Origin of the sequence: Mesorhizobium sp. M7A.F.Ca.US.014.04.1.1, assembly GCF_003998745.1 — a bacterium.
In the GTDB taxonomy this organism is placed as follows: domain Bacteria; phylum Pseudomonadota; class Alphaproteobacteria; order Rhizobiales; family Rhizobiaceae; genus Mesorhizobium; species Mesorhizobium ciceri.
Genome location: NZ_RZRW01000883.1, coordinates 1 through 1696, shown reverse-complemented (window position 1 = coordinate 1696; position 1696 = coordinate 1). Strand labels below are relative to the sequence as shown.

The 1696-nt window shown below is 63.4% G+C and carries 4 protein-coding genes; all 4 read right to left on the bottom strand.

Annotation, left to right across the window (positions count from 1 at the left end; all coding sequences use genetic code 11):
- A partial coding sequence (locus EOA22_RS32690) for an S-adenosylmethionine:tRNA ribosyltransferase-isomerase (RefSeq protein WP_164756142.1) occupies positions 1-488 on the bottom strand: 488 nt, incomplete at its 3' end.
- Complete coding sequence (locus EOA22_RS32685; RefSeq protein ID WP_013531824.1) at positions 488-937, bottom strand: DMT family transporter; 450 nt, start codon at positions 935-937, stop codon at positions 488-490. The genes EOA22_RS32685 and EOA22_RS32690, both read right to left, overlap by 1 nt.
- A 12-nt stretch (positions 938-949) precedes the next feature.
- Positions 950-1462 carry a peptidylprolyl isomerase gene (locus EOA22_RS32680; RefSeq protein WP_013531825.1) on the bottom strand — a complete coding sequence of 171 codons (513 nt, stop codon included), beginning with the start codon at positions 1460-1462 and terminating at the stop codon, positions 950-952.
- 40 nt (positions 1463-1502) lie between these two features.
- Positions 1503-1696 (bottom strand): peptidylprolyl isomerase (locus EOA22_RS32675; protein WP_206521420.1); only part of this gene is annotated, 194 nt, incomplete at its 5' end.

The window sequence follows — 1696 nt, the reverse complement described above, 5'->3', positions numbered from 1 at the left end:
ATATAGGGCAGCAGCGGAATATGGCCTACCGCGTGCAGCGCCTCGTCGAGGAACGGCCCCGACAGGTCGAAGCCAAGCAGCGCCTCGCCGCCCTCGCCTTTCTCGATCACCGTGGCGTCGAGCTGACCGAGGAAACAGGAATTGCCGTCATGGCCGAAATGGATGCGGTCGCCGGCGGCAATGCGCTTGCCCGGCCTCATGAAGGCCAGCCAGCGGTCCGGCGCCATGCGCATATGCAGCGTGGCTTCGACCTGCGCCGTCGCCTCGCCCCGCCGCCTTATGCCTTTGAGCTGCGCCGGAATGACTTTGGTGTCGTTGAACACCAGCACGTCGCCGGCCCTGAGCAAGGACGGCAGGTCGCCAACCGTCCGGTCCTCGAGCCCTTCGCCGGGCTTGACCAGAAGCATCTTGGCGCTGTCACGCGGCTGCGCCGGGCGGAGCGCGATGCGCTCCTCCGGCAAGTCGAAGTCAAAGACATCGACGCGCATCAGTAGAGCCGGACGAGCAGCGCTCCGGCCAAGAGCAGCACCGCGCCGGCAACGCGGCCGAGCGAGATTTCACGCACCGCGACGCCGAGGAAGCCGACGCGGTCGATGAGCATGCCGGCCAGCAACTGGCCGGCGACCAGAAACGCCATCAGCGCGGCAGCACCTATGCGTGGCGTCAGGATCGTCGACAGCGTGACATAGAAACCGCCGAGCATGCCGCCGGCCACGAACAGCCAGGGCGCCGGCGCTTTCCAGTCGAGCGAGATGCCTTGCAGCTTCACCACCGTAACGGAGATAATGCCGAGCACGATCGCGCCCGACAGGAACGAAAACGCAGCCGCCGCGACTGGGAGACCCAGGCCGCGCGCCAGCTGCGAATTGATCGGCGCCTGAATGGCAATGAAGGCGCCGGATAGGATGCCGAGAAGCGACCAGACGACGCCCATCATTGTCGTTTGCCCTTACTTGACGTCGGCCGCGACCTTCAGCGACACGATCTTGTCGGGATCCTGCACCGGCTCGCCGCGCTTGATCTTGTCGACATTGTCCATGCCTTCGATGACCTGGCCCCAGACCGTGTACTGGCGGTTGAGGAAGGCGGCATCGTCGAAGCAGATGAAGAACTGCGAATTGGCCGAGTTCGGGTTCTGCGAACGGGCCATCGAGCAGGTGCCGCGGCCATGGTTGGCGTTGGAAAATTCGGCCTTCAGGTCCGGCTTCTCAGAGCCGCCCATGCCCGCGCGGGACGGCGCGAAGGAAGGCTTGCTCGAATTGCCGAACTTGACGTCGCCGGTCTGGGCCATGAAGCCTTCGATGACGCGGTGGAAGACCACGCCGTCATAGGCGCCTTCCCTAGCCAGTTCCTTGATGCGGGAGACGTGGCCCGGCGCCAGGTCGGGGAAAAGTTCGATGACGACCGTGCCCTTGGTCGTTTCCATGATGAGCGCGTTCTCGCGGTCCTTGATTTCGGCCATGTCAGATATCCTTTTGAGAAAACAGAGTTATTTGACAATTTTACTTGTCTGCGGCGATGCGCACCTTGATCATCCGGTCGGGGTCGGAGACCGTGCCGTTATCCGCCTGGTCGCCCTTCTTGATGTGATCCACCAGTTCCATGCCGCTGACGACATTGCCGACGATGGTGTACTGGCCGTCGAGCGGCGGTGCCGGAGCGAACATGATGAAGAACTGCGAATTGGCCGAATTGG